The following is a 23,211-nucleotide window of genomic DNA, read 5'->3' as shown; positions in this document are numbered from 1 at the left end:
CTTTCTCATAAAAAGTTGCAACCCTGTGTGGAAGATGCAACTTACGCTTATTGCTGGCAGATATTACTTCTTAGAAGAACCTGACTTTTGTAGTAGTCGTAACATCAGTGGGATTAGTACCTGGAACAAGCGAGGCGGCAGAGCAGATGAAGATAGCGTTCGCTCTGCATGAACATTCTGGCAGCCCGAAAAAAATACTCTTCCACTTAACTTGTATTGTACAAAAGTGCGGTAGCACTGAATTCAATCAAACTCGCCTTCCTGTCTTACAATTGTTCCTATTGCTGATTGCCGTGCAGCATTTTTCGCTTACTCTAAATTTGGATGCGAACGCACGCAATCGCCTGACTCATGGGGCTACTCAATCAAGTAATTCGATAGATTTCATGGGTAAGTAAAACTTCGTTGATTGGTGGTTGAATATGAGGAATCCGTATTTTAGATAAAACTGGGCGGCTTGTTCGTCTATGGCTTCAGCAACTACGGCTAGGGATGCGATTTGTTTGGAGACTGCCAGGGATTTTTTGAGCGCATCAATCAATAAGAGTTCGCCAAATCTTTTACCTGTTTGAGCGCAATCAACCGCAAGGCGACCGAGTAATGTGGCGGGTAATTGGGGATAGCGTGGCAAGGTTTTGGCAAGTGCCGTATCCAATTCTGTTATGTCAATGGTGTAGTTTGAGAGGGTGTAATAGCCTAAAACTTCTGTTTCTGGATGGTTTTCTGACTCATCTATTAAAACAAATATCGTGGCAACTTTCCTTTTGAGATCCTGTGATGCTTGTTTACGGATGTAATTATCTAGGCTATCTTTGCCACAGCAGAAGTTTGAACGTATGTGTTTGCGGCTATCCAGTGGCTCGATTTTGAGAACCATTAAGCTTTCATAGTTTGCTGATACCTTACCGCCGCCGCCAAGAGTGCTTGATTGGGTAAGGGGGGATTGAGCAAGGCATCGACAAAGGCTTCACTGTCTTCTAGGCTGAGTTTGAGGGTTTGGTGTTTTTGGATTGTGGCAATTGCTGCCTTTTGCAAGCTGGAGATCGCAAAGTCAGTCAGGGTGAGCCCTTCCAAATCAGCCGCTTTTTGCAACAAAGATTTGATTTCCGGGCTGATGCGGGCTTCTAGCCGTGCCATCTTTTTTGTAGTGGATGGGGTGATCATGGCATTAGGTTCGCTGTTAAAGCTGAACTTTTAACTCTAGTCTATGCGGCAATTAGCCGTACCGTCAATGGGTTGCCCATCTCTAACGTCAATTTTGCCGCTTTTCGGCCCCGAGTCGGGCTTTATTTACCTCCGGTGAATTGCGATGGCACGATCAGTTGCTGTCGTAGTCTTGCAAAGTCTTGCAAAAACCATAAAAACCATAAATTGGTCAATTTCGTGCTCTTGTACGTACATTTGACATGGCTTGCTATGCGACTAGCGCACTAACTAGGAGGATTTAGAAGGGTCTAAAATACAAAAAATCGCGCCAAAAGCAACAATTGTTTTCGAAAAATGATAAGCATTTATACTGATTGTGACCGAAAAAGTAGGAATTACGAGGTGTAATGAGTAATAATTGTGCTCTTTTCTCCTCTTTTTCCCTCCCAAATTTTAGCTAAAATTTTTGAATGAGTAAGTGCGATTTTCCTGCATTGGTTTGGTCAAGGTGTATTCGGATTAATCGGGTTAATGGGGAGCCAGTGGTAGCAACTTGTAGGCTGATTCGGATATTCGAGTAAGGGCAGCCCAGTCAAGTCGCGAGTTACAGTTGTTAAAGTCAAAACAATTCAAAGAAAGCACAGTGCAAGGGATTGTCTAGTAATAGTAGCTATCGCCACAAACACCAAAAAACTAGAGATGGAGTGTCAAGGGGCTTAATTTTACCCGATCTTCAACTGTCCCCATCAATGCCTCTGATGCGATGTTAGCCAAGTGTCTCAAAAAGCTTGGTTTTACCCGATCTCCAACTGTGCCGATTGCTCATACTATTGTGGCGGCATTTGCTTTGACTACAAAATTTACTGACTTGCCGAAGTAACGCTATTAGTATTCTGGTAGCAAAAAAATATTGAGGTACTTCGCTTTTCTTGTACAAAAGTGCGGTAGCACTGCATTCATTCAAACGGGAGGCTCCCTGCACTGCAATTCTTGCCTTAAGGCATCAGCGTGTCCAAACGAGAAAATTGTACGAATCGGCAAGAAGAGCAACAGCGAAGGTTAGTAAAATGGATGAACACGCCCTTAAAAATAGCATTATAGGGTTTACCAGGTATTATCCTGGTGGTGACGATGGCTGCAACAGGTTTAACCCTGGTAAATGGCGATCTCATCCAGAATAACCAAAGCTTCCAATAGCTAAAGCTTACCAGGAGAGAGCGATCGCTACTTTCATGCAGCCCCCCAAAGCAAAAGCGCATCGAAATGCGTTTTTGCTTTATCCTCGCTAAATAAGCTGATACTCACCGCCTCACTAAAGCTGACCGTTACGGTATGATGGCTGCTATCCTCGACGAGTCCATCACTGAAGAAAAGATGCGATCGCTCAATCGTTTACTTCGTTCCTTCCTTAAAGGTCAAATCCAAGTAACTGATGAACTTTGCATCGCGTAGCACTTGACAACAGAAGCTCTCTTTTGAAACGGAAGCACTAGTTGTAGGAGACCGCAATCATAATCACTCAAGACCGCAATCAGGATTTTTTCGAGACCAAATTAAGGGTCTTGGCAACTTTTGGTGATCCGAACCAATGGCGTATGGCGATCGCATCAAACTCATATTATCCCGGCTGAGGTTGCCCTGCTTGCGAACGAAGTCCATCCAAGTCATTTCAAGAGTAGCGATCGCAATACTCCTTGCCTGTGCGCCTTACCTCCGTAATCTTTGTGACCCATGTAGATATGTCAGAGTAGCGATCGCCAACTGCAAGCGATCGTCAATACCACCCAGTCACTCATGTAATATTGAAATGTACTCACCAAATAATTCTTCAACCCTCTTATAATTGAGTGTTATTAAGCACTCTAAATGAACATTACATTTGCAGAAATTATTCCCAGTTTACTACCCAGCCCCGAAATCTTACAATTAAATAGCTGGGAGTTGGACAAAACAGCAACTCAGATCGCAGTCAATGTCACTTCTGTCCAAAATCCAGTCAGATGTCCGGTTTGTTTAGCAGTAAGTCATCGCATTCACAGCCAATACAGACGAAAATTAAGTGATTTATCTTGGGCGAATTTCCGAGTCACTTTACAGTTAAATGTCCGAAAGTTTTTCTGTATCAATCCCCGATGTCAGCGCCGCATATTTGCGGAAAGAATTACAGATATAGCAGCAACCTGGGCAAGAAAAACGCAACGATTAACTCAAAATTTAACAGCTATTGGTTTATCATTAGCTGGGAATGCCGGAGTTAGATTAAGCCAATATTTGGGCTTCAAAGTAAGTCGCAATACTCTATTAAACTTAGTGCGTAGAATTCCCCTAGCACCAATTCAAACCCCTCTAATTCTGGGAGTTGATGACTTTGCTTTTCGTAAACGCCACACCTATGGCTCTATATTAGTTGACCTTGAACTTGAAAAAAGTCAACCCATAGCCATTCTCAAAGATCGTGAAGCCGAAACCCTAGCCGCTTGGTTAAAAGAACATCCCGGTGTAGAAATAGTCTCACGCGATCGCTCCCGAACTTATGAAAAAGGTGTTCTGCAAGGAGCCCCCAATGCCATTCAAGTTGCTGACCGTTTTCATATTTTACAAAACCTCGCAGAAGCGCTCGCGCAAGTATTTGGCAGCCAACTAAAAACCCTTAAAGAGGTGGAAAAACTACACACTGGTTTCCCAGCTAGCGATGCTAATCAAACTGAAATCGTCCCTTTACCTCCGGCATCAAATCAGACCAAAAAAGAAGTATCAAAAGCGATTCAACGTCGAGAAAGAAGAGTTATTATTCATCAACAAGTGTGGGAGTTACGCCGTCAAGGTTTATCAGGAAAAGCAATTGCCAAAAAATTAGGTATTGGTTGCACTACCGTGTTCCGGTACTTACGGCATTCAACATTTCAAGAACGCAACGGTCGTAGTGACCGAGGACGTAGCAAGTTAGATCCCTATAAAGATTATCTCCTTGAACAATGGAATCAAAAGTGTTATGATACAAAAAAACTATTTGAAGACATTCAAAAACAAGGTTATTCAGGTAGTTATGATACCGTTGCTCGTTACACTCGTCGTCTGCGTGAAGCGACAGGAGTTCAGCTTAGAGAACGTATTATCCATAAACGTTTACCTCAAGTTGTTGAACCTTTAAGATGTGCTTTAACCCCTCGGAAAGTAGCGGGGTTAGTGATGCAAAAATTCACACAGCTAGATGCCAGCGACCAACAACTTATTATCTTATTAAAAAGCCACTCAGAGTTAGGTGAAGTTATTGAAATCGCACAAGATTTTACAACTCTTGTGCGTCAACGCAACCCGAAACAACTGGATGGCTGGTTAGAGCGTGCTATTAATAGCAATATTTCTCCCATTCAACGTTTTGCAGTGCGGTTACGTGAGGATTATGATTCTGTTAAGGCGGGTGTGACTTTATCTGTAAGTAATGGCCCGGTTGAAGGACATATTAATCGATTAAAAATGCTGAAGCGACAAATGTATGGTCGTGCTAGTATTGATTTATTAAGTCGCCGATTTTTAATCAAGATGTAAAGGGTTTTTCTCTCCCTAGAAACAGTTTGAAAAAACAGCGATCGCCATTCGGCATTGGTTCCGATCACCAAAAGTTGCCAAGACCCTTAATGGGTCTTGTTGGTAGAAGATAAACGCAGCCTCAGTCAAAATGGGTTTCACAAACTCCCAGCCGCTGATGAAGTGAAACTCTTGCTGTCATATTTGGGGATAGACTTAAAAATCCCAGATCGCTTAACTAACTTGATTCAGCTAGCGAATAGGCAAAACTGGGTTGATGGCCCACAGGCGATAACTGAAATACGGAACGCAATCGTTCATCCTAACCCGAAAAGCCGTCATAAAGGATGCGGAGCTTCAAAAGAAACCAGAGCAGAGGCATGGAGTCTAGGTCTGAAATACCTGGAGCTTGCCCTGCTCAAGCTATTTGATTATCCGTATGTTTAGCTCTCTCACGCTTGATGCCAACTGGCTTGAGATAAGGAGCGATATGGAGAATCACCTCTGAAAGGAGAAAGAGGTTGGTTACAGGCGATTCTGAGAGGAGTTTTTTAGGGGCGATCGCACCTCAATTATTCAAGAACCTGCTTGTGTCACTCTCACAAAGCCCTCAGACCTAGTTGCAGTCATTGCTACCTTGATATCACAATAGCTTACTATCTTTTAAGGAATATCACCATAAGCCTAGTTATCACAAGTTAAACCGACGCATAATAGTTGGTCACGCCACAGCTTTCACGCTATAATGATATCAAACTAGCAAAGATTACTGATGTTCGTAGTTAGCCTTTTGTCGAGAAAAGGAGGGTCGGGAAAGACAACCCTTGCCGTCCACTGGGCAGTCGTTGCCGTAAAGTGCGGTTTGAGTGTCGTATTGGCAGACATGGATTCCCAGAAGTCCTCAGCATCTTGGTTTAACAAGCGAGAAGCTGAAACCCCCTTACTGATACAGCCCCAACCGTCCAACATATCTGACCAGATTCAGGCTTGCCGAGACGGTGGAATTGACTTGGTGCTTATAGACACTCCCCCTGACATTGACACAAATGCCGTGTACGCAGCGCGAGTCTCAGACTTGGTGGTGATTCCGGTACGGCCTTCTGTACTGGACTTAGAAGCGATCGCAGGCACAGTCGAATTGGTACGAGGCATAGGCAAGTCTGCTGTGTTCGTCCTCAATCAAACACCACCTCGGTCAGGTGTTACTGAGGAAGCTAAAACCGCCCTAGCTGCCTACAGTTTACCCATTTGTCCAGTGGCAATAGCCTCTCGCATTGCCTACTCACGGGCTTTGATTGACGGTAGGGTAGCGAATGAGATTGAGCCAAGGGGAAAAGCCGCGATTGAGATTAAACAAAGTTGGAACTGGATTGCGAAACTGTTGAAAGCAGGGAGTAAGTAATGCCCAAGAAGAAACCAAGTTTGTCCGATTTGACACTCTCCAAGGGAACAACCGTAGTACAAGCAGCATCCTCCGCCACAGAAGCTGAACCCAAACGCAGGGGGCAGACATTACGGTTAGATGAAGGGGCGTGGAAGCAACTCAAGCACCTGGCAACTGACTTGGGGAAGCCTTCTCACGAATTACTCATAGAAGCCGTCAACGATTTGTTTAAAAAATATGGCAAACCGCCGATCGCTTAAACTTAACCGTAACCATCATTTTGCCCGACTTCTCCTCAATCAACCATAACAAGAGTCGCTTGAGGCGATCGCACTCTTCGATATTAAGACAGCCCCAAACACCCCCCATTCGCTGTGTTTGGGAACCAGAAGAGTCTTGCTGCTTTGCTATCAAAGTAGCTTGCTATAATTTTAAGCAAGGCACTCTATTCCTTACTCTTAGAGGCTTTTATCGACAAATGCTGCTCTGATAATTGGCATTTTAAGCTACCATGCTATCAAAGTATCACCCAGTAATTTACAACCAGCAGCTTTTGAAAAGGAAGGGAGAGGGGGAAAGAAAGGGGAGGGGGAATAGGAACTGGGGACTAGAGACTAGGGTTCAAGAACAGAAAATTCTTCCCTTCTCCTCCCCTTACCAGAGGCACGATCGCACTCCATGATAAAATAAGCCCATACCGACATTCGTGAACCTGGGCTGATATGGTGTTTGTGCCGAACGGGTTAGATTCTCGCAATCTACCTGCCTACTCAATAGCAGATGCCGCCCGTTATCTAACGATTCCACTCCCAACGCTGCGGTCTTGGTTACATGGGCGTTATTACCCAACCACAGAGTGTAAGCGATATTTTCAGCCATTAATTGAGCGCCCAAATCCTCAATTTCCTCAACTCTCATTTACGAATTTAGTTGAGGCCCACGTTTTGAGAGTGATTCGTCAAGAGCATAAAATTCGCTTGGATAAAATTCGGCTCACCCTCGATTACCTGGCAAGTGAGTTTGGTGTTCCTCATCCCTTAGCACAACTTCGGTTTCAAACGGATGGCGTGGATCTGTTTGTAGAATATCTAGGCAGTTTAATCGCGGTTTCTAGGGACGGACAATTGGTGATGCGGGCAGCGTTGCAGCATCTTTTAAGGCGGGTTGAGTGGGACGAAAAAGGCATTGCAGCCCGCCTATTTCCGATTACTCGTTTGAATGCGGTAGAGGCTCCGAAAGTGTTAGCAATTGACCCTTTAATCGCGTTTGGTCGTCCAGTTTTAGTTGGTATTGGCATTCCTACAGCTATCTTAGGAGAGCGATATAAGGCAGGAGATTCGATTGACACTCTGGCTCTTGATTATAGATGTTCGCACCTCCAGATTGAGGAAGCGATTCGCTGTGAAATGGCGCTTTCTGTGGCAGCGTGACTAAATCAGAGACTCCTGTCTTTTTTATTGATCGTGCTTTGGGTAAAAGGTCTGTGGCGGATGCTCTACGGCAAGCAGCCGTGCAGGTGGAAATTCACGACGATCATTTTTTGCCAGATGCCCTGGATACGGAATGGTTGCCATTCGTGAGCAGTTGGGGATGGTTGATTTTAACGAAGGACGATCGAATTGGGCGTAATATTTTAGAGCAAATAGCGATCGCTAATTCGGGCGCGAAAGTATTTGTGTTAGCGACAGGGAATTTGACAGGTGAAGAAATGGCGGCTATTTTTGTGGAAGCGCGGGCTAAAATGGAACGTTTCGCTCAAGGCAACCAATCCCCATTTATTGCTAAGGTTGACAAACGGGGATCTGTAAGAATTTGGAAAAATCTTGACGTTGCTGTTGAAACTGATGCAGCAGATCGTTGAAAGTCAACAACCTAATTGTCAATAAAGCTGTCATAAAAGTGGCGATTGCCAAATAGACTTCGCCTAAATCACAGTTTGCTCTTAGCAATTAAAACAAATAAAACGGAAAAATGATGAGCAATTACTTCTGATTCTTTTTCTTTAACTTTTTAAGCTCCTTATCATACAATTCTGCTGCTTCTTGCAAGGGATTTTTGCGCTGTTTAGGTGTGGAGGCTGGTTGCCTTAGCAATGTATTATCTAGTTCAGAAGATAACTGGCTGTAGAAAGACTCGATTGTTCCTTCACCAGGTTCTTCACTTAAAGGTTTGACATTGTTAATACTAGCAGCAAATATCTCGGCTTCAGCCGCAAAATCTGTGGCAGATATGCTGTCGGGGGGTTGCCAGCGATGCACGAAATCGTATTTCCATAAACTTCGTCCCAACACCTGAATTAAACTTACTTTTAATGCTGTTGTTATTGCTATTGCTTGCTGGTATACTTTCTCTCCAATCACCCGTTGGTTAAACAAAAAATCGTAAACATAAGGAATTCCCCATAGAATTCCTACTGCTTCAGCTTGTCGTACTGAAACCAATCCACCGAATAACTTTCCTATGTATTTATCTAAAGCTTGCTGGTTAAATGCAAAATATTTATCGGGATTGGTTAAATTCTTTCGAGGTAGATTTCGGTCTTCGAGAAAATCAAACACTACTGTCCAGATAGTTTGACTGGTGATGAAATTTACCTGCTTTTGTTCGATCATATAGACAGAAAAAGCCATTGACAGAGTGCGTAAATTTTTTTCAAAGTTCCGCTTTAAATCAATTGTAAAATCTTGATTTTTCTCTATAACTGCGGTCAAGTTTCCCAGAATTTCCTGTTCAAATTCACTGGTGTTTTGACTATAATATTCAGTAGCTGTAGTCCGCAAGTTTTCCCCATCAAATGGGACACCGTTTTTAAGTTGTTGGTAAGCTTGCTCAATTAAGCTCATCAAAACAGTATCGGCTAGTTCTGTTTCAGTACCGCCCAATACTTGGGGCGATTTCTGTACATTATGATAGGTAGCACGGCACAAATCTACTGCTATTTCTGTAGTACCATAAAATTTCAGTTGTTCTAAAACATCGAGCACAAAGTCTATTCCTGACACCGAATCTGCTATAGATCGAGTTAGGGAAGTGCGTACCTGAGCGAGGTCGTTGCGAAACAGATAATACTCTACTAAAAGATTGTCGAAATAGGGATATTCTTCTTGATACAACTGTGGTTGCTGCTGTTGAAACTTAGTAACGAAAGCTAGGAAAAGCTCAATTAGATTGTTGCTATCTAACTCATCGCGCATTTCTACAAGTATTGTTCCCAAATCCACGTCCTGAATTAACTGGGGAGATAGTGGTTGGTCGAATACCTCCATGAGCATTTCATATCTCTGTTTGACAGAGGCCAGATCGTAAGCATCGCACCACTGTTCGGGGTCGGTCAATATTATAGACATAGAAAAAAACTTTCTCTTCATTAATAACTGTATCAGCGAAGCTGTGCTGTCACCAGCCGCAAAGTAGCAACTTAAATCCTTCATTTGATTTTTGATAAAGCTACTTTGCTATCAAACTATCTTGATTTTAATTGATGTCTCTTCTTTAACCTCAATCACAGAAGCAAGTTTTAGTTATCGCAGAGCTAAAAAGTTACATATTAAACTATCTTGCTATCAAGCTATTACAGCTATCAAAATATTAAAGGAGAATCCCTTGTAACCAAAATGACACACGCGCTCTTAAAGTGGGAATATCAGGGCGATCGCACCGCCAAAGTTAAAGGCTCAATCCCACTTCTGGAAAGTGAGATACAGAACTGGGGAAATTTCTAGTCCGAACAGGTGTAGAATAATTAGTCAATGTCAATATCTCTGCAATTAACTTAACAGCAGTTCTGATACCAAGGTGTGCCCAATGACCCAAAACCCCCTCATTCAAAGAGCCTTAAATTCCGCTAGCCTTGAAAACAAGGCCAAAATTGGCATCAATCCAAATCCTCTCACCTTTGAAGAGTATGTGGAGCGAACCCCCGGAAAACTAGAGTTATACAACGGATTCCTCGGTAGCAGAAGCGATTTGAAAGATTCAATAGAACTTTTGCTGATGAGCCTCCAATGCTTCGGATTAACTAACATTGTGTCACTGTTGCCGAAAGAATTGTGGTTGGAAGCTTTGAATTCTGCTTATCCAAGCGATGAAAAAGAAAAAATGCTTCCCTCAACTTCAGAAAACTTAGAACAAAAGCTCACTCAACTGAGAGAATTAAGAAAGGAGTTTGAGACTCAACCCAAAGCCTCCAGTCTTTCTCAGCAAAACCTAAAGCAACTGTTGCAGAACTTAGAGAAAATGTCAGCCAAGATATCCGATTCCACCATCGGCTTGCAAACTGAACGCCAGCAGTCACAAAGTGAAAGCGTTTACTCATTTTACAATCCATTAACTCTTGCAGATCGCCAATCAGAAGACGCGCCAAAAAACATTCTAGTTCTGATTAGGCTTCGCAAAGAAGACTTAGACCAAATACCAACTAAGCGGGATTGGGTAATCCCAGACACCTTATCTGATGCCACCGCTGATTTAAGGAAGATGACCGGACAAATCCTCCCCGAAAGCTGCAAATGCTCCGAATGGGCAGGCATAAGCCTAAAAGTGGAGAAAGTAGAGTTGTTAAAACCAACGGCTGGTGAAATCGCCAAAGAATTGGCTGGGATTTGGGTGATTCGAGTTGCTATTTGTGATTGAAATTTTATCTATTTGTGATTGAAAATTTTATGGATTATGGATTAATAAGCAGAAGTTTGTAGTAGTCTTCATGGGAGTAACAATTCTATAAAAACTACAGTCAGCAACCCCGCACTCTCTGTGACACTGATAAATGAGAATTTCCATCTAGGTATGACCCTGTTCCCACAAATCCAAGGATTGTTTATGAAAATTCAGATTATTAACGAAGTTGACTTTAATCAAATTGATGCTTCTCGGCAACTGATAGCCGCCGACTATTCACGCCAATTTGCCATCAATGACCTGGGCGAAACTTTGGGAGTTTACGGCATTAGTTGGAACAGCGATTTAATTAAACCGATGGTGAAACTTTCACCAGACGGACAAACGATTTGGGTGGGTGTTGAACAAAAGGTAGCTGCGATTTGTAAGGAAACGGGTAAATTTTTGCTAACTTTGCCGCTAACTTCCTATTTGGTGCAAATGCTAACTTTAGACAAAGTTACTGCTGTCATTACTGAAGAGGACTTTTTACTTTTCAACCGCCGAGGCTCTATCCGCTCTAACAAGGCGTTACCTGATACAGCAATTGGATTGTCACTGGTTGAAGGCGATTTAGTGATAAAATTACTATCGGGCGATTGTTTAACCATCAACCCTGAAACTGGCAGTTTTCAGAAGGCTGGCTTCATTAGGAATGGGATCAGTGTAGGATTGGCCTAGCTTGGCACTCCGCTTGGCAAAGTTAAGCTTAATTCCTTACATTGCTGATGTCTGGATATGCGTGCATAGCCAAAGCCCTCGCCTTCTCTAATAGCAAACTATCAAATAAAAAATGGCAACAGGAATTCCAGGGACTAGCGGCAAAAAGAAAGCTTTAAACGGCAGTAATGGAATGTCATTCAGACTAGAGTACGAAGGCAAATCTTCAATAGAAGACATCAGAGCTACAAAACCAGCCTTGCTACAGCGTGCTGTCAAAGTACCAGGCTCGCCGACAAATAAACTCATCTACGGAGATAATTTGCGAGTTCTCCGCGCCCTACTAGATGATGCCAATATTGCGGGGAAAGTAAGCCTTGTGTATATAGACCCCCCTTATGCAACCGGGGCAAATTTTGCATCTCGCAACTTGGATCATGCTTACAATGATTTCCGAGAAGGAGCAGAATATTTAGAGTATATCCGCTGCCGTCTAATCTTAATGCGCGAGCTTTTGGCAGACGATGGGTCTATCTACGTGCATTTAGATGAAAACATGGCTTTCCCTGTGAAAATTCTCATGGATGAAATTTTTGGCATTAAAAACTTCCGCAACTGGATTACTCGCAAAAAATGCAATCCCAAAAACTACACGCGCCGCCAATACGGTAATGTTTCAGACTATATTCTATTCTACAGCAAAACCGAGCAATATATTTGGAATCAACCTTTTGAATCTTGGACTGAAGTGACGGCAAATAAAGAGTATGAATATGTAGAAAAAGAAACAGGAAGGCGTTATAAGAAAGTTCCCATTCATGCACCAGGAATTAGAAACGGAGCCACAGGTCAAAAATGGAGAGGGATGATGCCACCCCCAGGTAAACATTGGCAATATACTCCTGCAACTCTCGATCTGATGGATGCGCGAGGCGAAATTTACTGGTCATCTACAGGAAATCCGCGCCGAAAGGTTTACTTAGATAACAGCAAAGGAATTCCCATACAGGATATCTGGCTTGACTTCAAAGATGCCCATAATCAGAACATTAAAATTACGGGTTATCCAACTGAAAAAAATCCTGAATTGCTAAAACGCATGATTATTGCCTCTTCTAACCCTGGTGACTTAGTGTTAGATGCTTTTGCGGGAAGCGGCACCACAGCAGCAGTTGCAGAGGATTTAGGCAGACAGTGGATTGCGATTGATAACGCTAAGCTTGCACTAGAAACAATGGTGTGGAGACTAGCAAAAGGCACAGAACCAATGGGTGATTTTTTAAAAGGCAATGATGACCAGCCTAAGCAAATATCTTTATTTGATGAAAACCGAGTGTTAAAAAGCGGACTTGATATTTATATTGAATCAGCACTGGATTTAGAGAGCATCCCCGATCTTCTTTTAGAAAAGTGGCGCAACTTGCTCAACTCTCCAACCATTCCCTGGTTAATCGAGAGTCGAGCATCTTCAGGGTACACACCATAACATCTCCCTGTCCGTAGGTTTCTAATGCTGCATAGTCATTCCACATTGAACCAAGGGTTAATCCGGGGCCGTCATTCAAGAAAAGCACTTTGAGGGGTACTTTTTTCTCCGAAGCATACTTACGAATTTCCGTCACTTTATCACGATTGCCGCCTGTGCGGTCATCTTCTTGAGCGCCTCCTCGATCAGAATCATAACGAGCAAATCCTAAAACTAGAGGAGTTTTATCAGGGCGGGATATGAGAAAATCAGCGGGAATCCTAGATTCAAAATTAGGTAAGACTTCATTGAGCATTACATCTCTTCCAGCCCTTGGCGGCCCCTGAATTTTGTAATCATCTCCAAAGGTTTTGTTAAACCAGAGGAAAAATGCCTCTGTTAATTCATAGCCTTTTTGCCCCCGGCTTTTATACTCATAAAGAACTGCCATCATTGCTTCATCAGGGTCAGGGCGGCTTAGCAAATTTTGCTTAACTGTTTCTAATGAACGGAAGCGCGTGCCAAATTCGGCAATAATTTCCGGTATTTTGTTTTTCCGCTTCAACATCTCAACTGACGTATCTGGCGAAACATACTTGCGAAAAACGCGAAGCAGTTGCGTTCTTGACGGATTCGGTTCTTGCGAAATTCTTGTTAACAAGTCAGCCGAGGAATGTACTTCGCCTACCAGCGTTGCAAACTGTTCCAAAACGCTCCCGTAGACGACTTTTGCTTCGTCTAAGTAGTCTGGGTAGAATTCTGAATCTATGAACGTAATCCACCTAGATGCACTCGCCTTGTAGCTGTCAAACGAAGCCAACTGAATTCCTCCCGGTTAAGCACGGTTGCCTGCCATCTCCTGACGGTAGCCGATGCCGTGCATAAATCTCTGTTGCAAAATTTTATAACAACTTGCCGCCAGTCCCAAATACCGTTTGATACAAGCTATGAAGTGTGGCTACCTTCATCATGACCCATAATCGGACGGGTTTACTTTTTGACTGCGTTCAACGATCCTAAAGGAGAAACATTAGTTTACCCAATGTTGCAACAAGGGAACACGATTGACAATGAGACTTTGTTAGATTTGTGGCTTCACGGCCGCAGCAAAAATACTGCGGGCAGTTACCGACTTCACACCTCTCGGCTTCTAAGTTTTGTGGATAATAAGCCTTTGAGTTCTGTGACTCTGGCAGACATTCAGGCGTGGGAATTGACGCTGAGCAATCTGTCTTCAGGCAGCCAGCGGACGGCGATTTTTGCTATTAAGTCCCTGCTGTCTTTTGGGCACAAGCTGGGAGTGCTGCCTGTTAATGTTGGGCTGCTGGTGCGATCGCGCGGTGTCAAGGACACTTTGAGTGAGCGTATTCTGTCTGAGGCGGAAGTTCAAGCGATGATTGCTTCGGAGACGGACCCGCGCAATCGGGTGATGCTGCGGCTGCTGTATTCGGGCGGCTTGCGGGTTAGCGAACTGTGCGGCTTGAAGTGGAAGGATTTGAAAGAGCGCCCTGGCGCTGGCGGGCAGGTGACGATCTTCGGGAAGGGTAATAAAACTCGCGTGGTGCTGTTGCCACCGGGAATTTGGGGGGGACTGATTCAGCTTGGGCCGGGCCAACCTGACGATCCAGTTTTTCATTCTTATCTTGGAGGGGGACATCTTCATCGCAGTCACCTCTGGCGAATTGTGAAGGCGGCGGCAATAAGAGCTGGCATTTCTGACAAGGTTTCGCCCCACTGGTTGCGCCACGCCCATGCGTCTCACAGTTTGGATAGGGGAGCGCCTATACATCTGGTTCAGCAAACTTTGGGGCATTCTAGTTTGGCGACGATTACTCGGTATCTCCACGCTAAGCCAACGGATAGTTCGGCTCTGTACCTGCCTGATTAGAAATGGCGATCGCTTTGTTCTCTCCAACAACATCACGACATTTTCAGCAACCTGATTTTAGGCGATCGCCTGAAGAAACGTAGAAAAACCACCATCGTCAGTTTTTTGACACCGTTTTGATACAGGTTTGATACCGTTTTGTCCCCGGTTTATCCCCAGTTCTGTCGTTTACCACTAAAAAGAGAGTCGGCGATGGGACTTGAGGAAAGCTGACGCGCATCTAATTTGTACTTTTTGAAGCCTAAACCTCTTAATGCAGCTAGGTTATTATCAAGCATTGCCTGAGCAAGTTTTGGTTCCAGGTTAAAATTTTAGTTTCCTGACAATTCACACACCATTTTACCCTAATTTTGTCACCATAACCTATGAGTTAAACAGTTGCTATCTCACCGAGAAAAGCCTGATACTCATCACTTGAAAAGGGGCAAAAGTCATCATAGCATTGAGCAGTTATATTACACAGCAAGCGAAACTGAAGCGGTGTCGGTGGCTGATTGACACGCTCTACGCGCACCTCTAATAAACTGGGATTCCTCAATAAAAGTTCAAAAATCTCACTATTCAAATATCGCGGACAATACCCGACAATATAGCGATCATCTGTATTTAAAGTCAATGTTTTAGAATCATAATGATTTTGAAATTCGTGAGCCAACCACAACTTTTCCCCTACCTCTAATCGGTTAATTCGCTCAATTGCACATTGTGGCAAATACCGCAATCCGTGCAAGAAAAAGTGAAGGTGATATCGCCCTTCTAAATCTGGCTCAGGAATGAGAAAAACAGTTAAAGTATCTGTTTCTCGCCGCCCACCGCTGCGGGCTAGAATAGCAATTGGCTCTCTTTCATTTTGAGAAAGATTTAGCCAGTGAATAAAATTTGAGTAATCAGGACGATTTTTCGACATCAACCGATTAGCAAATACGGGAAATAAATAGGTTGATTTATAGACTTCACCTAAGCGCGGAAACGAGGCTAAGGGTTCAAAACCGCACTTCTGTTGAGCTTCTAAAACGCCTTGCGTGTAGGTAAATTCGTAGTTAATTCCATCAAATTTTAGCCTGCCAATGGGAAACCAGGAGCGGCTATTTTTGTCTTGCCAAGCCAAAAAAAGTGTTGATTGTGTCTTCACGATAGCGCTTTCCTCAAGGTAAGCAGACAGCAGTTCACAAATACAAGGCTAAACTGAGCATTAATCGCGATCGCCTCTACTCTCGATCTTTTTTGAGACCTATTAACCCACATTCCGCAGATATTTGATCGGATTTTTTAATCAGTTGTGAAAACTTGGAAGCCCAATGCTTTTGGGTTGAACTTATGCGGCTTTAGCGTTACAGAAGCTTGTCAAATTTACCTAAACCAAGGAAGTTGAAATAATTGACTTTTTCTGATATGTTCACATTGCTATTTTATCGCGATCGCTCATATTTTGAAGCAAGGGAAATTATGCCAAGAGCAAATTACCTTGACTAATTAATGAAAATTATTCACAAATATTTACACTTCGCTATCGCTCGTCATTCACTTGAAAATATTAAATAGTATTGACAGCAATACTCTCCTAAATGCCGCAAGATATCTTGACGCTCTTGGGTTAAATTGCTAACCTGCTTCGCTCCATTTATCGTTACTAAATGCACCGCTTGAAACATCTGAAATATCCAGCGCATTGTCGGCTTATTGGTTAATTTCTTTACCTGATTTTTCACTCGATCGTTAGTAGCTGATAATTGTTGTCTCAATTTCCTTTGCGCCAGGTTATATACTAACAAACACAGTCCCATTATCATTCCGATTGCTTCAACTCGCTCCGGCTTTTTCACGAATACACTGGAAGTAAAAAATAACGGATCTTTGATAAATCTAAATCCTCTCTCATTACTTTGCTGCGCTTTATATTCCAATAATACCTGTGGATTGCTTACTGCTTCAGTATCTAAGATATTTGTGGCTAATATAAATCTCCCAGATTTGACTTTTTCCGCTTCAATCGCTGAATTTCGGGGTGCTATTTCACCCGTAACTTGATAAGCTTTTGTTTGTATCTGACCGAGTTTTTTGAGATTGCTTTTTGTTGCTTTAACTGTTTTTTCTTGGGATTTAATTTCTGTTATTTGGTGATATTTCCATGAGTCTGATAACTTTTTTATTGCAGTTTCCGCATCGGCAATACAAGCAAATTCCTGCCTAGATAGCTTACGCAGTTTGGCTTTGGCTGATTCTAATTGTTTCTCTACTTGCTTGACTATTTTTTTAAGATCTGCTTGCTTTCTGATTTTACTTTCTATTACTAGCCATCTTTGCTTGATGCCAGCATAATCACTCGTTTGGACTGCTATTTTATATCCTTTTATTTCAGGGTTTTCCCAGGCACTATCTTCAATCTTGCAGATTTTATTTTGAGCTTCTTTGATGCTTAATGGTACTCTCGTTATCCATTTCATTCCTGCCATTGCTGACAAATTTTCTGCTGTGTATAAAGCACTGTCTGCTACACAGATTCCGTCAATGTCCACTGGTTTTTAAATTCTTTCAATCTCTCTACAAAGACACTTTTATCATCTGGCTTTTTTCCTGACAGTTTTTGTATGCTCCTTCTACTGATATTGAACTGCTATCTAGGTGAACGCTTTTCATTGATACTTGAAATTTCAACGCTGCTTTCAGGGCAATTGCTGTAAATAACTTTGTCGTTCCAGCTCGATAATATTTATCTAATGCTCTCCCGATTCTGTCATCATTTAATTGTTCGGGGGTCACTCCTTCTCCAATTAGATGTTCTGTTGCTTTTCCAACGAAAAAAGCATCGAATAGGTAGATTGGGGCGCTCAAAAATCCCAGTCCGTTCAAAATCATTGCTTTCATTACTTGTCCTGGGCTTAGGGTTTCTTTAATTTTTATTCCCACTTTTTTGTTGACTTCTTCTACCAATTCCATTTCATCTATTATCCCTGCTACTATTCCCAAGTGGTCTAAATTTACGATATTTATAGCTTCCGAGGGCTTTTTCATGGTTTTAAGGGTTGCTCTACTTGCACCAATTATTATACCTTAATAAACCTTCAAATGATTGCTATGCAATCATTTGAAGGTTGGAAAATTCTGAATTCTTTTGAAATTAAATCCGATCAAATATCTGCGGAATGTGGGTATTAATTCAAACCCTTGTGTAATAACCCGTTCAACTTTCTTGTCCCCCATGTGTGCGAGATCGCCATAAAGGGGTATAGCCGAGATACGATACTGTTGGCGAAATATTTCTTAACAAGTAAGCGATCGCCTTGAGGCATCTGTTTGGTCCTAAATAAGTTAAGTAGATCTAATCTTCTGCCTGTGGTGACTCCATAGAAGATGTCAGAAAAGCTAGCAATATATTATAGCATACTTTTAGGGAAATGGTATTAGTAAGCGAAAACAGCGCCCCGGAGTCGCTTCCGGGGAGCAGTTTAACCCCTATTAATCATCAAACTTTACAAAAGTAGCAAGCACATCTTGAATCAAATACTGAACTAATGCTTCTACTGTTGGATATTTATAAAACAAAGTTGATGACAATGAGATTCCTATCAAGTTTTGCAAGCGATTTCTTAACTCTATGGATGTCATAGAATCCATTCCTAAGTCGAAAAATCCTTGTGATAGGGAGAAAGTCCTCTCTTGTTTGTCTCCCAAAACCTGAGACAATAGAGATTGAATATGAGCAATTAACAGCGATATACGTTGCTCTTTATCAGTTGCCTTTAATTGTTCGACCAAGTTTGAAGTTTCTTCTCTCTCTTTCTTTTTGAGAATACCCTCCGCCCCAGGCTTTTCTTGGTTTACCAATCGGGCAACCAAACGTTCTTTGTCACGAAATGCAACCATTTTTACTGAAGAAGCAGGTTCGAGCCAGATTTCTTCCAAAATTGTTTGTACTGGGTTATCAACTCCTTCGGGAGCCAAATCTAGAAGTACAAATGACAGTTCGGGATGCTCTGACTGCATAACTTGGGTGATTTCCCATAAACGCGATCGCACCACGTCTGTCTGCACTTTTTCGATGGCTTGCACCCCTTGAGTTACTAACCAAAAATTAGCTGAACAACCCGATTTTACAAGCGATTTAACCAACTTAACATCGAGTTCGTTAGCCGGAGAATCAAAATTCCCCAAATGCACTACCCCATGCCATTGTTGAGCTGTTATTAAGTCCTGATATTTGGCAAGTGGAGAGGCCACTTCTGTTCCTGATGGTTGGAGAGACTCGTTTGGAAAAACGACTGTTGGTAAATCGCCTTTTGTTTTCAGCTCTGTCGCCAATTGCTGAGCAATCCCGTGATTATCAGCAAAAATGAGCCAATTTCTCGTCAGAGGTTGGTCTTCTTTTTTGACTTGAGCCAATATCAGCACTTCTTGTGTGCTAGGCGATGAAAAAGAAACAAGATTAGTAAAACCAGATGAAGACAATAACTCTTCCCACTTGTTGACACTTAACAAAGGATAGTCAGGTCGCAAATCAAGGTCGCTAAAGCGCCACCAGCCTTCTGTTAAGCCAAAAGTTATGTCCACTGAAGGCTGACGAGTAGTGCTTTCCAAAAGCACCAACAATCCGCCCGGAGCCAACATCTGGTGGACATTTTTTACTGTTTCACGCAAGTCTTTAGTGGCGTGCAATACATTGGGAGCAATAATCAGATCGTAATAGCCCCGAGCAGCCGCTTCTGGCTCTTGCTCAATATCCAATATTTGGTAATTTACAAAGGGATAATCGGCAAACTTTTCTTGTGCTTTGGCAACAAAGAAAGCGCCGATATCTGTGAAGAAATACTCGACTCGATCGGCAGGCAGATTTGGTAATAAGTAAGAAGTGGTCGAGCCAGTACCAGCTCCAATTTCCAGAATACGCATCCCTCGCCCTTGTGGTAAGCTTGAGACCGCCGCCCCCACAACCCGCTGTGCGAGGGTATTGATAAACTTGAGTTCTGGCGAATCTTGATAAAGTTCTGTCGCAATGGTTAAATCGCCTTCAGGAAACAACAACTGGAGCGGATCGTACTTGCCCTGCAAAACATCGGCCAATCTAGGCCCGCAACGAGAGACTATTTCCGCCATTGCCGAGTAGGGAGATTTGAGTGACGAATTCGCCACTTGTGCTTCTGGCTCCGCTATATGAGGGGCCCTGACGACTTGCCACTCGGACTGATGAAAGCGCAGTAGTCCTTCCTCAGCCATGATTTCCAAAAAACACCCAATTAAGCGTTGGTGCTGCTTGACTATTCCTAACTGCTCGATCAGTTCAGGGGTTGAGAAGCGTAGGTTGGGCTCAAACTTAAAGCCTAGTTGTTGGAAGGCATTGACAATATACGCCACACTCGTACTTTCTAGCTGCTCTTCCCGATCGCGATCGCGACTCCGCTCGGCCTCAGATAACAATTCTTGACTGCCTATGTTTCTCGCTAGTTCGCTAGGAGAAGCCAAATAATTAGCAGGCAAGCCATAAAGAGGTTGCGGTTCCCACACCAGCTTATCGCGGCAATCTTGCTCAGCGCCTTGTTTGGGCAAGGGTTGGTGACTATCAGGTTTCACTTGAAACTCTTCAATAGTCTGGGTTCCCGATCTCGTCAGAGGTTGCGTTTGCGTCACATCAATCCAATAGCGATCGCGCTGCCAAGGATAAGTTGGCACACCCACTTGGCGGTGGCCATAGTCGCGATGGAAGCCCTCCCAATCAAGCCCCACGCCTCGCACATACAATTGCCCCAACGTCTGAAGCAACCCTTGCCAATCGCTTTGCTCTAACTGTAACGTCGGCAGCCAAGTGCCATAGCCCGATGGCAAGCACTGACGACCCATCCCTAACAATATTGGCTGCGGCCCCATTTCCACAAATATCTCTATTCCTTCTTTGTGTAATGTCTCCATTCCAGAGCCAAATCTCACTGGTTTGAGGATGTGGTCTACCCAATATTCTGCTTGTGTGGGCAACACTCGCTCAAAGTTTCCCGTTACATTCGATACAAAGTTTAGTTTCGGTGAGTGAAATGTTACTTCCTCCACCACTTGCCGAAACTCCGCTAGCATTGGTTTCATTAATTCTGAATGGAAGGCATGAGAAACTTTTAACCGCTTGTTTTTTATGCCTTTGGCTTCTAACTTTTCCACTACCTGACGTACTGCTTCTGCCGTGCCGGAAATCACCACGCTATTTGGGCCGTTGATGGCTGCAATGCTTACTGACTCTATTCCTCGCATTGCTTGCGATACGTGTTCTGGCTCGGCTAAAAACGATACCATTTCTCCGCCACTAGGCAGTTTTTGCATTAAACTTCCTCTGGCTGAAATCATTTTTAATCCGTCTTCTAAGGAGAAAATCCCCGCTACACAAGCTGCTACATATTCCCCTACGCTATGACCAATGACTGCGGTTGGCTCTAGACCCCAAGATTTCCACAATTCGGCTAGCGCGTACTCTAAGGCAAATAGAGCTGGTTGGGTATAAGCGGTTTGTTCTAGGAGCGAACTGTCATTGCTTTGGTACAGGACGGAGAGTAGCGATTCTTCCTGCTTCCCAATTGCATTTAAAATTACTTGACAGCGGTCTAATGCCTGACGGAAAGTTGGTTGTGTGGCGTATAATTCCCGTCCCATTCCTAGATACTGGGAACCTTGTCCTGTGAATAGAAAAGCGATTTGAGGTTGACTTTCGCTCTTGCTACCTTTAAACAGATGACTGTTTTCTGTTCCTGCTAAATTAGCTAATAATTTTTCCCGTGCTTGAGAAACTGAGTCGGCAACCACAGCTAAACGTTCGTGAAAATGAGTCCGCCGAGTATTAGTTGTGTAACAGACATCCGCCCACTCTAAGTTGGAATGAGTGGCTAGGTGTTCTGAGTAGTTGCGAACCATCTGTTCGAGTGCGGGTTTGGTTTTGGCACTGAGGGTGAGCAGGTGTAGGGGGCGCTTCCAAGTTTCTGCCTCACTTTTTGCTGCTACTGGTGGTGCTTCTGACAGGACAGCATGGACATTGATGCCCGTAAAACCAAAGGAACTAACTCCAGCAAACCTAGTTTTATCTGTTGCTGGCCAGGGTGTCTGTTCGCTTGCCACTTTTATTGGCATCCTATCCCAAGAAATATAAGGGCTAGGCTCTTTGAAATGCAGGTGTTGTGGAATCAGCTCATTTTGTAAGGAGAGAACGATTTTGATCAAACCTGCTACGCCAGCAGCTCCTTCCAAGTGTCCGATATTAGTTTTTGCCGAACCTAAGATTAAAGGTTCTTCTCGTTGGCGAAACACATTTATCAAAGCATTTGCTTCAATTGGGTCTCCCAGAGAAGTACCTGTACCATGAGCCTCAATATAATTGACATCTTTGGGCTGGATACCTGCATTCGCGATCGCTCTCTTAATCACACCTTGCTGAGAAGAACCGCTGGGTACAGTGAGCCCGCTGGTTCGTCCATCTTGCCCGTGAGCCGTGCCTCTAATTAAGGCCAAAATATTGTCGCCATCAGCTACTGCATCTGAAAGACGCTTGAGAACGACTATGCCGCAACCTTCGCCGCGAGCGTAACCATCTGCTCCCGCCGCAAAAGTTTTGCAACGCCCATCTGGAGACAACATCCGGGATTTGCAAAGGTTGAGCCAATATTCTGGCGAGATATATCGCTGCACGCCTCCAGCTAAGGCTAGATTGCAATCTCCCCTACGCAAATTGACAACAGCCAAGTGAATTGCCGCTAATGAGGAAGCACAGCCAGTATCAACAGCTAGACAAGGGCCGTTAAAATCGAAGAAGTAAGAAAGGCGGCCTGCCACTGGGCTATAGGCATTCCCCGATCCTATGTAAACATCTGTTTCTACAGGGTCTTGTTTCACAAGTTGCCAAACGTAGTCATTGGCACATATCCCGATAAAAACACCTGTCTGGCTGCCTGCCAATTTTTCGGGTACAAGTCCAGCGCCTTCTAAGGCTTCCCAAGCTACTTCCATCACCAGTCGATGCTGAGGATCTAAACTCGCTGCTTCTCTGGGGGAAATCCCGAAGAAACTAGCATCAAAATCTGCGGGAGATTGGTTGAGAAACCCTGCACGCCGAATATAAACCTTGCCCGGCACATCGGGATCTGGATCGTAGTATGGATCTAGATATGAATGATGGCCCTTTGGGGCTTCTCGAATGGCATCTACACCATTTAAAAGTAAGTCCCAAAATGCTTCAGGATTATCAGCTTCTGCCAAGCGACAACCCATACCAACAATGGCGATAGGCTCGCGTTCTTTCTGCTTTAATCGCTCAACTTCGGCTTGTAAATCGGCTATTTTTTGTGAGGCTACTTTCATTAATTGAATGTAGCGTTGTTCGTTATTTTCACTCATTTAATTAACCTCTTCTTTACCTATTTTTCTGCTTTTATCAATTGAAACAAATCTTAATTAGGAGGAGTTATAAACCGGGTTTATTAGTGGCTTTTGCTTTCAAATGACCATTTTTAAAATCAACCC

The 23,211-nt window shown here is 43.4% G+C and carries 19 protein-coding genes and 1 pseudogene; 11 read left to right on the top strand and 9 right to left on the bottom strand.

Features of this window, described 5'->3' with window-relative positions:
• Window positions 1-34: 34 nt before the first annotated feature.
• Window positions 35-172: a hypothetical protein gene (locus OSCIL6407_RS35730; RefSeq protein ID WP_155523443.1), complete on the top strand. Its 138-nt coding sequence runs from the start codon at window positions 35-37 to the stop codon at window positions 170-172.
• 189 nt (window positions 173-361) lie between these two features.
• Here the strand turns inward: OSCIL6407_RS35730 and OSCIL6407_RS0128810 are convergent, their stop codons facing one another.
• The 3 genes from OSCIL6407_RS0128810 to OSCIL6407_RS38640 all read right to left on the bottom strand — a co-directional run bounded on the left by OSCIL6407_RS0128810 (window position 362) and on the right by OSCIL6407_RS38640 (window position 2,814).
• Window positions 362-877 (bottom strand): hypothetical protein, encoded by a 516-nt coding sequence (locus tag OSCIL6407_RS0128810; protein ID WP_007353152.1) that lies wholly within the window; start codon window positions 875-877, stop codon window positions 362-364.
• Complete coding sequence (locus OSCIL6407_RS0128805; protein WP_234708690.1) at window positions 877-1,137, bottom strand: type II toxin-antitoxin system TacA family antitoxin; 261 nt, start codon at window positions 1,135-1,137, stop codon at window positions 877-879. Before OSCIL6407_RS0128805 ends, OSCIL6407_RS0128810 begins: the two co-directional genes overlap by 1 nt.
• Window positions 1,138-2,661: 1,524 nt before the next feature.
• Window positions 2,662-2,814, bottom strand: coding sequence for a hypothetical protein (locus tag OSCIL6407_RS38640; protein ID WP_456077500.1), 153 nt, complete (start codon window positions 2,812-2,814; stop codon window positions 2,662-2,664).
• 198 nt (window positions 2,815-3,012) lie between these two features.
• Between OSCIL6407_RS38640 and OSCIL6407_RS0128800 the strand changes: the two genes are divergently transcribed.
• The 4 genes from OSCIL6407_RS0128800 to OSCIL6407_RS0128785 all read left to right on the top strand — a co-directional run bounded on the left by OSCIL6407_RS0128800 (window position 3,013) and on the right by OSCIL6407_RS0128785 (window position 6,318).
• A complete protein-coding gene (locus OSCIL6407_RS0128800) occupies window positions 3,013-4,695 on the top strand; it encodes an ISL3 family transposase (protein ID WP_019488009.1) in 1,683 nt (560 codons plus the stop codon).
• 99 nt (window positions 4,696-4,794) lie between these two features.
• A complete protein-coding gene (locus OSCIL6407_RS0128795; protein ID WP_039962290.1) occupies window positions 4,795-5,121 on the top strand; it encodes a hypothetical protein in 327 nt (108 codons plus the stop codon).
• 325 nt (window positions 5,122-5,446) lie between these two features.
• Entirely contained in the window at window positions 5,447-6,076 is a 630-nt protein-coding gene (locus OSCIL6407_RS0128790; RefSeq protein ID WP_007355499.1) for a ParA family protein, read from the top strand.
• Window positions 6,076-6,318: a ribbon-helix-helix domain-containing protein gene (locus OSCIL6407_RS0128785; protein ID WP_007355500.1), complete on the top strand. Its 243-nt coding sequence runs from the start codon at window positions 6,076-6,078 to the stop codon at window positions 6,316-6,318. Before OSCIL6407_RS0128790 ends, OSCIL6407_RS0128785 begins: the two co-directional genes overlap by 1 nt.
• On the opposite strand, the gene OSCIL6407_RS35060 is transcribed toward OSCIL6407_RS0128785, so the two are convergent.
• Complete coding sequence (locus OSCIL6407_RS35060; RefSeq protein WP_007355501.1) at window positions 6,287-6,472, bottom strand: hypothetical protein; 186 nt, start codon at window positions 6,470-6,472, stop codon at window positions 6,287-6,289. The two genes, OSCIL6407_RS0128785 and OSCIL6407_RS35060, sit on opposite strands and share 32 nt — an antisense overlap.
• Before the next feature lie 308 nt (window positions 6,473-6,780).
• Between OSCIL6407_RS35060 and OSCIL6407_RS0128780 the strand changes: the two genes are divergently transcribed.
• Both OSCIL6407_RS0128780 and OSCIL6407_RS0128775 read left to right on the top strand, forming a co-directional pair.
• Window positions 6,781-7,488 carry a DUF433 domain-containing protein gene (locus OSCIL6407_RS0128780; RefSeq protein ID WP_019488007.1) on the top strand — a complete coding sequence of 236 codons (708 nt, stop codon included), beginning with the start codon at window positions 6,781-6,783 and terminating at the stop codon, window positions 7,486-7,488.
• Window positions 7,485-7,919, top strand: coding sequence for a PIN-like domain-containing protein (locus tag OSCIL6407_RS0128775; RefSeq protein WP_019488006.1), 435 nt, complete (start codon window positions 7,485-7,487; stop codon window positions 7,917-7,919). Before OSCIL6407_RS0128780 ends, OSCIL6407_RS0128775 begins: the two co-directional genes overlap by 4 nt.
• A gap of 121 nt (window positions 7,920-8,040) precedes the next feature.
• Here the strand turns inward: OSCIL6407_RS0128775 and OSCIL6407_RS0128770 are convergent, their stop codons facing one another.
• Window positions 8,041-9,405 carry a hypothetical protein gene (locus OSCIL6407_RS0128770; protein WP_148288967.1) on the bottom strand — a complete coding sequence of 455 codons (1,365 nt, stop codon included), beginning with the start codon at window positions 9,403-9,405 and terminating at the stop codon, window positions 8,041-8,043.
• Window positions 9,406-9,862: 457 nt separating this feature from the next.
• Here OSCIL6407_RS0128770 and OSCIL6407_RS0128760 point away from each other — a divergent pair, with 457 nt between their 5' ends.
• From OSCIL6407_RS0128760 to OSCIL6407_RS0128750, 3 genes are all read left to right on the top strand, one after another.
• Entirely contained in the window at window positions 9,863-10,690 is an 828-nt protein-coding gene (locus tag OSCIL6407_RS0128760) for a hypothetical protein (protein WP_007358214.1), read from the top strand.
• Window positions 10,691-10,876: 186 nt separating this feature from the next.
• Entirely contained in the window at window positions 10,877-11,395 is a 519-nt protein-coding gene (locus tag OSCIL6407_RS0128755; RefSeq protein WP_007358215.1) for a hypothetical protein, read from the top strand.
• Between the two features lie 112 nt (window positions 11,396-11,507).
• A complete protein-coding gene (locus OSCIL6407_RS0128750) occupies window positions 11,508-12,860 on the top strand; it encodes a site-specific DNA-methyltransferase (protein ID WP_007358216.1) in 1,353 nt (450 codons plus the stop codon).
• Here the strand turns inward: OSCIL6407_RS0128750 and OSCIL6407_RS0128745 are convergent.
• Window positions 12,799-13,659, bottom strand: coding sequence for a hypothetical protein (locus OSCIL6407_RS0128745; RefSeq protein WP_007358217.1), 861 nt, complete (start codon window positions 13,657-13,659; stop codon window positions 12,799-12,801). The genes OSCIL6407_RS0128750 and OSCIL6407_RS0128745 overlap by 62 nt on opposite strands.
• A gap of 222 nt (window positions 13,660-13,881) precedes the next feature.
• Between OSCIL6407_RS0128745 and OSCIL6407_RS0128740 the strand changes: the two genes are divergently transcribed.
• Window positions 13,882-14,727 carry a tyrosine-type recombinase/integrase gene (locus OSCIL6407_RS0128740; RefSeq protein ID WP_007358218.1) on the top strand — a complete coding sequence of 282 codons (846 nt, stop codon included), beginning with the start codon at window positions 13,882-13,884 and terminating at the stop codon, window positions 14,725-14,727.
• A 370-nt stretch (window positions 14,728-15,097) separates the two neighbouring features.
• Here the strand turns inward: OSCIL6407_RS0128740 and OSCIL6407_RS0128735 are convergent, their stop codons facing one another.
• The 3 genes and pseudogenes from OSCIL6407_RS0128735 to OSCIL6407_RS0128720 all read right to left on the bottom strand — a co-directional run bounded on the left by OSCIL6407_RS0128735 (window position 15,098) and on the right by OSCIL6407_RS0128720 (window position 23,085).
• Window positions 15,098-15,859: an HIRAN domain-containing protein gene (locus tag OSCIL6407_RS0128735; protein WP_019488003.1), complete on the bottom strand. Its 762-nt coding sequence runs from the start codon at window positions 15,857-15,859 to the stop codon at window positions 15,098-15,100.
• Between the two features lie 385 nt (window positions 15,860-16,244).
• Window positions 16,245-17,739 (bottom strand): annotated as a pseudogene (locus tag OSCIL6407_RS31465) (IS1634 family transposase).
• Window positions 17,740-18,183: 444 nt separating this feature from the next.
• Entirely contained in the window at window positions 18,184-23,085 is a 4,902-nt protein-coding gene (locus OSCIL6407_RS0128720; protein ID WP_007358368.1) for a type I polyketide synthase, read from the bottom strand.
• Window positions 23,086-23,211: the final 126 nt, after the last annotated feature.

The sequence above is a fragment of the Kamptonema formosum PCC 6407 genome, from assembly GCF_000332155.1.
In the GTDB taxonomy this organism is placed as follows: Bacteria; Cyanobacteriota; Cyanobacteriia; order Cyanobacteriales; family Microcoleaceae; genus Kamptonema; species Kamptonema formosum.
The sequence above is the reverse complement of the archived record's forward strand: the minus strand, read 5'-3'. Positions and strand labels throughout refer to the sequence as shown.

Coding starts and splice junctions, on each gene's coding strand:
- OSCIL6407_RS35730 (WP_155523443.1), top strand. CDS start 35: ATGCAACTTACGCTTATTGCTGGCAGATATTACTTCTTAGAAGAACCT.
- OSCIL6407_RS0128810 (WP_007353152.1), bottom strand. CDS start 877: ATGGTTCTCAAAATCGAGCCACTGGATAGCCGCAAACACATACGTTCA.
- OSCIL6407_RS0128805 (WP_234708690.1), bottom strand. CDS start 1,137: ATGGCACGGCTAGAAGCCCGCATCAGCCCGGAAATCAAATCTTTGTTG.
- OSCIL6407_RS38640 (WP_456077500.1), bottom strand. CDS start 2,814: ATGACTTGGATGGACTTCGTTCGCAAGCAGGGCAACCTCAGCCGGGAT.
- OSCIL6407_RS0128800 (WP_019488009.1), top strand. CDS start 3,013: ATGAACATTACATTTGCAGAAATTATTCCCAGTTTACTACCCAGCCCC.
- OSCIL6407_RS0128790 (WP_007355499.1), top strand. CDS start 5,447: ATGTTCGTAGTTAGCCTTTTGTCGAGAAAAGGAGGGTCGGGAAAGACA.
- OSCIL6407_RS0128785 (WP_007355500.1), top strand. CDS start 6,076: ATGCCCAAGAAGAAACCAAGTTTGTCCGATTTGACACTCTCCAAGGGA.
- OSCIL6407_RS0128780 (WP_019488007.1), top strand. CDS start 6,781: ATGGTGTTTGTGCCGAACGGGTTAGATTCTCGCAATCTACCTGCCTAC.
- OSCIL6407_RS0128770 (WP_148288967.1), bottom strand. CDS start 9,405: ATGTCTATAATATTGACCGACCCCGAACAGTGGTGCGATGCTTACGAT.
- OSCIL6407_RS0128760 (WP_007358214.1), top strand. CDS start 9,863: ATGACCCAAAACCCCCTCATTCAAAGAGCCTTAAATTCCGCTAGCCTT.
- OSCIL6407_RS0128755 (WP_007358215.1), top strand. CDS start 10,877: ATGAAAATTCAGATTATTAACGAAGTTGACTTTAATCAAATTGATGCT.
- OSCIL6407_RS0128750 (WP_007358216.1), top strand. CDS start 11,508: ATGGCAACAGGAATTCCAGGGACTAGCGGCAAAAAGAAAGCTTTAAAC.
- OSCIL6407_RS0128740 (WP_007358218.1), top strand. CDS start 13,882: ATGTTGCAACAAGGGAACACGATTGACAATGAGACTTTGTTAGATTTG.
- OSCIL6407_RS0128720 (WP_007358368.1), bottom strand. CDS start 23,085: ATGAGTGAAAATAACGAACAACGCTACATTCAATTAATGAAAGTAGCC.